Source organism: Serratia sp. J2, assembly GCF_046269175.1.
GTDB lineage: Bacteria > Pseudomonadota > Gammaproteobacteria > Enterobacterales > Enterobacteriaceae > Chania > Chania fonticola_C.
Window position 1 is genome coordinate 1 of record NZ_JBKABN010000089.1, and the last position, 1149, is coordinate 1149.

The following is a 1149-nucleotide window of genomic DNA, read 5'->3' on the forward strand; positions in this document are numbered from 1 at the left end:
GAACTCTTCTATATATTAATCATCCAGATACAACCATATTTAATTTTTTCGCCCCCAAAGATGTTCGCGTTATGGGGTTCGGCATGAACGATTGGAAATCAGTAGAAGTCGAGGGTAAGCAGCTCACAATTTATACAGGTATAACTGAGCTTCCATCTGTTTCTATTTCAACCGGCAAGGCTAGTCGTATCGATGTGGACTACAGCAACGATGAACGTGGCGTTCTTCTATTTGAAGCGGCGGTCAGCGCCCTGGAGAAGAATAAGGGTAAATACCGCTGGCTGAAGGACCGCGAAAATATCCGCATCTCGAAGAAACGTATTGAAGAGGCACACCAGAACAATGCCGGATACGGCACGCCACCGGCAGAAACGTCACCGCCGGAAAATTTCTTCCAGCCGGCGGCTCCATCATACCCCGAACAAACCCACTACACAGAGAACAGCACCTATGATGACTGGCACCAGAACTTCGCGCCTGACGCTTTTACTGATGATTTTGCTTCTTCCTCTGTCATCGATCGCATCTGAGGTAAGAATCACCACCGGGTTTTCTCCTGGAGGAAGCGCCATCGAAAACATACTGACTGCAATTAATAGCGCCCGGCAAAGTATCGACGTTGCTGCATACAGCTTTACCAGCAAACCCGTGGCCATCGCACTGGATAACGCCAGCCAGCGTGGTATCAGAGTTCGGGTGGTCGCGGATGCGAAAGACAACGGCGGCCGCTATTCAGCTGTCACCTGGTTAAAGCATAAGGGCATCCCGGTTCGTCTTAACGACCGCTACGCTATCCAGCACAACAAATTTATGGTGATTGACGGAGTGACTACTCAGACGGGCTCGTTTAACTACACGTCCAGCGCAGTTAAACACGCAATGCCGAAAACACGGTAGTCATCTGGAATGAGCCTTCGACAGCGCAGGCTTATCAGGGAGAATTTAATCGTCTCTGGAGTGAAGGGGCAGATTAACGTCTGGCAATCTGGCTAGACATGTCACGCAGCTGCACCCAGATGTTTTTAGGGGCGTTGTTGAATAAATCGAACTTTTGGCCGTAGTCAGGATCAGATCACCACACTCCTGATCCTGCAGCGATATCACGTGGCAAAACAAAAGTTCAAAATCACCAACTGGGCTACCTACAAA

The 1149-nt window shown here is 49.3% G+C and carries 2 pseudogenes; both read left to right on the forward strand.

Going from position 1 to position 1149, the window contains the following annotated elements:
* Positions 1–530, forward strand: a pseudogene (locus ACKWMY_RS28170) (hypothetical protein); the annotation flags it as partial.
* Positions 454–974 (forward strand): annotated as a pseudogene (locus ACKWMY_RS28175) (phospholipase D family protein). The pseudogenes ACKWMY_RS28170 and ACKWMY_RS28175, both read left to right, overlap by 77 nt.
* Positions 975–1149: the final 175 nt, after the last annotated feature.